5 protein-coding genes and 1 pseudogene are annotated in these 6,589 nt (G+C 71.6%); 5 read left to right on the forward strand and 1 reads right to left on the reverse strand.

Annotated elements, in window-relative coordinates:
• Nucleotides 1-69: 69 nt before the first annotated feature.
• Nucleotides 70-633: a flavin reductase family protein gene (locus JGS39_RS18555; protein ID WP_236063857.1), complete on the forward strand. Its 564-nt coding sequence runs from the start codon at nt 70-72 to the stop codon at nt 631-633.
• 58 nt (nt 634-691) lie between these two features.
• Here the strand turns inward: JGS39_RS18555 and JGS39_RS18560 are convergent, their stop codons facing one another.
• Nucleotides 692-1,402, reverse strand: coding sequence for an IclR family transcriptional regulator (locus JGS39_RS18560; RefSeq protein WP_219570287.1), 711 nt, complete (start codon nt 1,400-1,402; stop codon nt 692-694).
• Nucleotides 1,403-1,652: 250 nt separating this feature from the next.
• Between JGS39_RS18560 and JGS39_RS18565 the strand changes: the two genes are divergently transcribed.
• The 4 genes and pseudogenes from JGS39_RS18565 to JGS39_RS18580 form a co-directional block, all read left to right on the forward strand.
• On the forward strand, nt 1,653-2,258 hold the full coding sequence (locus JGS39_RS18565) for an acyl-CoA-like ligand-binding transcription factor (RefSeq protein WP_219570283.1): 606 nt from the start codon (nt 1,653-1,655) through the stop codon (nt 2,256-2,258).
• Nucleotides 2,259-2,411: 153 nt separating this feature from the next.
• Nucleotides 2,412-3,956 (forward strand): MDR family MFS transporter, encoded by a 1,545-nt coding sequence (locus tag JGS39_RS18570; RefSeq protein WP_504740105.1) that lies wholly within the window; start codon nt 2,412-2,414, stop codon nt 3,954-3,956.
• A gap of 179 nt (nt 3,957-4,135) precedes the next feature.
• Nucleotides 4,136-6,301, forward strand: coding sequence for a S9 family peptidase (locus JGS39_RS18575; RefSeq protein ID WP_219570285.1), 2,166 nt, complete (start codon nt 4,136-4,138; stop codon nt 6,299-6,301).
• Nucleotides 6,302-6,375: 74 nt separating this feature from the next.
• Nucleotides 6,376-6,589 (forward strand): annotated as a pseudogene (locus JGS39_RS18580) (iron-sulfur protein); the annotation flags it as partial.

A 6,589-nucleotide genomic window follows, 5' to 3' on the forward strand; every position in this document is an offset into this window, starting at 1 on the left:
CTGTCCTAGCTTCGGCCCCCTGCCCGGCCCCGGGCACACCACCGCACCGTCCCCCTCGAGGTGAACCCGATGACCGCAGAGCCCCTGTCCGCGCCCGAGGCGCGCGAGGAGACCGAGCCGACCCCTGCCCGGATGCGGCGCACCATGGGCACCTTCGCGTCCGGGGTCACGGTGGTGACGGGGACCGGCCGGGACGGGGTTCCCGCCGGCTTCGCGTGCCAGTCCTTCGCATCGGTGTCGCTGGAACCGGCCCTGGTCCTGTTCTGCGCGGACCACCGGGGGCGGGCCTGGCCGAGGATCCGGGAGGCGGGCCGGTTCACGGTGAACATCCTCACCGAGGAGCAGACCGATCTGTGCGGCCGGTTCGGTTCGAGCAAGGGCCGCAAGTTCGAAGGGCTGGACTGGGAGGTCTCCCGCTGGGGTACGCCGTCCCTGCCCGGCGTCCTGACCCGGGTGCACGCGGATGTGCACGACGTGCACGGCGCGGGTGACCACGATGTGGTGGTGGGCCGGGTCCTGGCCCTGGAGACCGTGTCCGACCGGCAGCCGATGCTCTTCTTCCGCGGCGGGTTCGGCGTCACGGGCCCCGCGGCGCCCCCCGTTCCGTGGGGCTGGGGCGACCACTGGGGGTGAGGGGCTGCGGACCCGGTCGTATACGTCGCCTGCGCAGGGCCTTCCGCTCGCGCGCGGCCTACTGCCAGTCGCCGTACTGTCCCGCCGAGAGCAGCCGGTCCATGGCCTGCGGAGACCGCGGAGACCACGCGTCCCCCACCAGCGATATCGCGGCGACCGGCCCCTCGGGCCCGCGAACGGCGGCGGCGACGCAGGCGATGTCCGGGAAGCACTCGCCGCGTTCGAAGGCGAGGCCGTGGCGGCGCCGGATCCGGTTGAGTTCCTGGTGCAGGGTGCCGATATCGGCGATGGTGCGGTGCGTCAGACGGCCGATGGACTCGGCGGCCCTGGCCTCGACGTCCTCCGGTTCGAGCCAGGCCAGCATGGCCTTGCCGAGCGCGGTCGAGTGGGCGGGCGCCCGGCCGCCCACGCGGGAGGGCACGGCAGCGGCGAAGCGGCCGCCCACCTTGTCGAGGTAGTGCACCTCCGCCCCGTCCAGGACGGCCAGGTGGACCACCAGGCCGGTCTTGATCTGCAGATCGTGCAGCCGGGCGGCCGCGGCCTCGCGGATCCCGCCGTGCGCACCGTCCCCGCCGCCCAGGCCGAGAGCGCGGCGGCCGAGTCCGTAGCCGAGGGCGGTGTGGTCGAGCCAGCGCAGCCGTACCAACTGGTCGAGGATCCGGCGTGCCGTCGACCTGGGCAGTTGTGTGGAGCGAGCCACTTCCTCCAGCGAGAGCCGGGCCGCCCTGCCCTCGAAGACGTCCATGATCAGCGTCATGCGCTCGACCATCGACGGTGGCAGCTCGCGACGAGCCGGTGTCTGCACATGGGGAGCGTCTTGGACAGCCGTCATGGGTACCTCCAGCCACAGACTGAAATGAATTCTTGTTTTCCGGAATGTAACAGCGCCCCCCGAGCCCAGTGAAGAGATACGCACCGCCTCTTTCGCGCGCGCCCACCCCGGCGGCCGACGAGCCGCCCCCGAACAGGCACCGTCCAGAATTTTGCCCAGGGCGCAAAATTGCATAGCATGCACCTTCATGAGTGCCGACGACACCTCCCTCGGGCTGCGCGAACGCAAGAAGCGCGCGACACGCGACGCCCTTGCCGACATGGCCCTGCGCATGGCCGCGGCCCGCGGGATCGAGCACGTGACCGTGGAAGCGGTCACCGACGCGGTCGGCGTCTCCGTACGCACCTTCTTCAACTACTTCCCGTGCCTGGAGGAGGCGATCACCCGCCCGGGGCACGAGCACGCCGAAAGGACGCGCCGGGCCGTGCTGAACGCGCCGGAGCACCTCACCGCACTCGAAGCCCTCAGCGAGGCGCTCGCCAAGGAGCTCGCCCAGGTCGAGGAGGACCACGAACGCTGGGAACTCCAGATGGCGGTGCTCAGGACGAGCCCTTCCCTGCTCCCGGGATTCCTGGCCGCCCAGGGCGCCGACGAGCGCGCCCTGGTCGCCGTACTGGCCGAGCGTCTGGGCCAGGACCCCGAGACCGATCTGCAGCCCCGCCTGCTCGCACATGTGGCCATCGCCGCCGTGCGCGCCACCGTCGAGGTGTGGGTGGCCTCCGGCCGCACCCGCACCTTCCAGAGCCTGTACCGCGAGGCGTTCGCCTCACTGGCGGCCGGCCTCAGGACCTGAGGTCCGCCGCAGCTCCACGCTCCACCGAACGAGTCACCACCGAACCAGTCACCACAGAACCAGTCACCAGAGAATGAGGAACGTCAGCCGATGACCGCTGCCGTCACACCCGAAGCCGGTACCGCCGGTGCGCCCGAGGGGGCCGCGCCCGGCATGACGCGCCGCCAGATACTCCAGGCCATGTCCGGCCTGATGGCGGGAATGTTCGTGGCCATCCTGGCCTCCACCGTGGTCTCCAACGCCCTGCCCAGGATCATCTCCGACCTGAACGGCAGCCAGTCCGCCTACACCTGGGTCGTCACGGCCGAGCTCCTCGCCATGACGGCGACCGTCCCGATCTGGGGCAAGCTGTCCGACCTCTACGACAAGAAGCTGCTCATCCAGCTCTCGCTGTCGATGTTCGTAGTCGGCTCACTCGTCGCCGGCTTCTCGCACAGCGTCGGGCTGCTCATCGTGAGCCGCGTCGTGCAGGGCATCGGCGCGGGCGGTCTCACCGCGCTCGCCCAGGTCGTGATGGCCGCGATCATCCCGCCGCGTGAACTCGGGCGCTACTCCGGCATCTTCGGCGCCGTGTTCGCCGTCGGCACCGTCGCGGGACCGCTCATCGGAGGCGTGCTCGTGGACACCTCCTGGCTGGGCTGGCGCTGGTGCTTCTTCATCGGGGTGCCGTTCGCACTGCTGGCCATCGTGCTGCTCCAGCTGACCCTGAAACTTCCCACGGTCCGCCGGGCAGTGAAGATCGACTATCTCGGCGCCGTGCTCATCATGAGCGGTGTCAGCGCCCTGCTGCTGTGGGTGACCCTCGCGGGCAACCGGTTCGACTGGGCGTCGTGGCAGACCGCCGCGCTCGTCACCGGCGGAGTGGTCCTGCTGGCCACCGCGGTCCTGGTCGAGTCCAGGGTCCAGGAGCCGATCATCCCGCTGACCATCTTCCGCAACCGCACCGTGGCGCTGACGACGGTCGCGAGCCTCCTCGTCGGCGTCGCCATGTTCGGCGGCACGGTCTTCCTCTCGCAGTACTTCCAGATCTCGCTCGGCAAGACGCCGACCGTCGCGGGCCTGATGAGCCTGCCGATGATCCTCGGTCTGATGGTCTCCACGACCGTCGCCGGGCAGATCATCTCCTCCCGCGGCAAGTGGAAGGGCTTCCTGATCGCGGGCGGCATCATCATGACGGCGGGCATGGGCCTGCTGTCCACGATCGGCGCCGACTCCTCGTTCAGTGTGCTCAGCCTCTACATGGTCGTGCTCGGCGTCGGCGTCGGCATGCTGATGCAGAACCTGGTGCTGGCCGCCCAGAACGACGTGCCCGCTTCGGAACTCGGCGCGGCCACCTCGGTGCTCTCGTTCTTCCGGAGCCTCGGCGGCGCGATCGGTACGAGTGCGCTGGGCGCGGTCCTGGGCCACCGGGTGGCCCAGGAGATGGAGAAGGGCTTCGGCGGGGCCGCGGACAACGGGGGTGCCGGACACAGCGTTCCCGACCTCAGCACGCTCCCCGAGCCGGCCCGCCAGGTGGTCGAGCACGCCTACGGCGTCGCGACCGCCGACGTCTTCCTGATCGGCGCCCCCTTCGCGCTCCTCGCGCTGGTCGCCGTGCTGTTCATCAAGGAGAAGCCGCTCAAGACGCAGAGCGGCATGGAGCGGCTCGCGGAGGAGAGCGCCGCAGCGGCGAAGTCCGCCGCCGCCCCGACGCACTGATCACTGATCACCGGGTCACCGAGCCCCGCATCGCACGCACTTGTCGCGTGTCGGTGCGGGGCTCCGTCGCGACGGGACCGGATTCCGGGGTCTCCTGCCCCACCGGAGCGCGGAACCTCGCACCATATGCGGGCGGACCATGATGGATCGAGCGTATTTCCACCTGTCATGGTGTCGCCATGAATCCCCCCTTCGAGGCGACCGCCGACGCGCCCGCGACCGCCGCGGAACGCTTCCCGCACCAGTTCGCCCGCACCCGGCGCTTCTCGCTCGGCGTGCCGCGGCAGTTCACCGTCTCCCCCGACGGCGAACGCGTGCTGTTCCTCCGGGGCACCTCGGGCACCGACCCCGTGAGCAGGCTCTGGCTGTACGAGGACGGTACGGAGCGGCTCCTGGCCGATCCGCTGGGGCCCGGCTTCGCGGACGACGCCCCGGGCGAGGCGCCGCCCGAGGAACGGGACCGGCGGGAAAGGGCCCGTGAGACCTCCTCGGGCGTGGTGTCCTACGCCACCGACGCCTCCGCGCGGCTGGTGGCCTTCGCTCTCCAGGGCGTCCTCTGGGTGCTGCGTACCGAGGGCGGCGCCCCGCTCCGCGTCGCGACGGCCGGACCGGTCGTCGATCCGCGCCCCTCTCCCGACGGCTCCCTGATCGCGTACGTGTCCCGGGGCGCGCTGCGGACCGTACGGACGGACGGGACCGACGACCGCCCGCTGGCCGGACCCGACGGCGAGCACGTGACGTACGGGCTGTCCGACTACGTCGCGCAGGAGTCGATCGGGCGTTCGCGCGGCTACTGGTGGTCGCCTCGCGGTGATGCTCTCCTGGTCGCCCGGGTGGACACGGCACAGGTCAGCAAGCGCTACATCGCCGATCCCGCGAACCCGCAGCGGCCTCCCCGCGTGGTGGCCTATCCGGCCGCGGGCACGGCGAACGCCAGGGTCTCGCTGCATCTGATGCGCCTGTCCGGCGAGCGGACGGAGGTCCGCCTGCCCGGGGAGGCCGGCGAGGGACACCCCGAAGACGTGTGGACGGACCGGGCGTTCGAGTACGTCGTGGCGGCGGGCTGGGACGGCCACGGGCCGCTCGTCACCGTGCAGACACGGGACCAGCGGTCGGTCCACGTGCTGGAGGTGGACGAGGCGTCCGGCGCGGTGCGCACCTCGCGCCGGACCCAGGACCCCGCCTGGGTGGCCCTGCGCCCGGGCACACCGCTGCGTCTCGGCTCCGGAGCCCTCGTCGTTCCCGCGCGGCCGGGCGGCGACACCCAGGGGCTGGAGATCGGCGGCGTCACGACACCGCCCGGCCTGGAGGTCCGCGAGGTGATCGGCGCGGCCGACGGGCGGGTGTTCTTCACGGCGGGCGAGGAGCCGACCGAGATCCATGTCTGGTCGTACGCCGCCGATGATCCCGATGACGGTTTCCTTCGGGTCAGTGGCGCACCCGGCGTGCACACGGCGGCCGTCGGAGGCCCGACGGTGGTCCTGGACAGCAGGACGCCGGACGGCCATACGGTGACGGTGCTGCGCGCCGGGGTGCCGACGGGCTCCGTCGCGGTCCTGGCAGAGGAACCCCTCGTCACACCGCGGCCGCTGGCCCTGAGCCTGGGCGAGCGGGACCTGCGCAGCAGGCTCTACCTGCCGTCGTGGCACCGGCCGGGCGACGGTCCGCTGCCGGTGCTGCTCAGTCCCTACGCCGGGCACGGCATGCAGGTCGTCCTGGAGGTGCGGGCCTGGTGGGTCGCGGTCGCCCAGTGGTTCGCCGAGCAGGGGTTCGCGGTGCTCGTCACCGACGGGCGGGGCACCCCCGGGCGTGGTGAGGCGTGGGAGAAGTCGGTGCACGGCGACCGCCTCACGGCCGTCCTGGAGGACCAGATCGACGCCTTGCACGCGGCGGCTGCCCGTTACCCGGACCTCGACCTGACCCGGGTGGCGATGCGCGGCTGGTCGTTCAGCGGGTACCTGGCGGCGGCGGCCGTGCTGCGGCACCCGGAGGTCTTCCACGCGGCGGTGGCGGGTGCGGCCCCCGCCGACCGGCGGCTCTACGACACCCATTGGGAGGAACGCTTCCTTGGCCACCCGGACGTGCTGCCCGGGAACTACACCCGCAATTCGCTCCTGGACGAGGCGTCGGCACTGACCCGGCCGCTCATGCTCGTGCACGGTCTTGCCGATGACAATGTGGCCGTGGCACACACGCTGCGGCTCTCCGCAGCGCTGCTCGCGGCGGGCAGGCCGCACACGGTTCTGCCGCTGTCGGGCGCCGGCCACCTGGTCGGCCAGGAGCAGACCGCGAGCAGCCTGTTGCTGCTGGAGCGGGACTTCCTGAGGAAGTCCCTGGACCTTTGAACACGGATCACCGGCTGCCCGTACCCCTGGACGAAGCGTCGGATCCATGAACACCGCAGAGAGGGAGCGCCCGTATGAGCGCATCGCAGGACCACCAGGCCCGTATCGGGCGCCGGACCGTTGTCACGGCGGCCGGCGCCGTCTCGGTGGCCGCCGTGCTGACCGCGTGCGGCGGCTCGAACGAGTCGTCCGGTTCCGATGCCGTCGAGCAGACCAACGGCAGCGGGTCAGCGAGCGGGGGCCCCGTTCTCGCGAAGACCACCGACATCCCGGAGGGCGGCGGCGCGA

The organism is Streptomyces poriferorum (assembly GCF_019399235.1).
In the GTDB taxonomy this organism is placed as follows: domain Bacteria; phylum Actinomycetota; class Actinomycetes; order Streptomycetales; family Streptomycetaceae; genus Streptomyces; species Streptomyces poriferorum.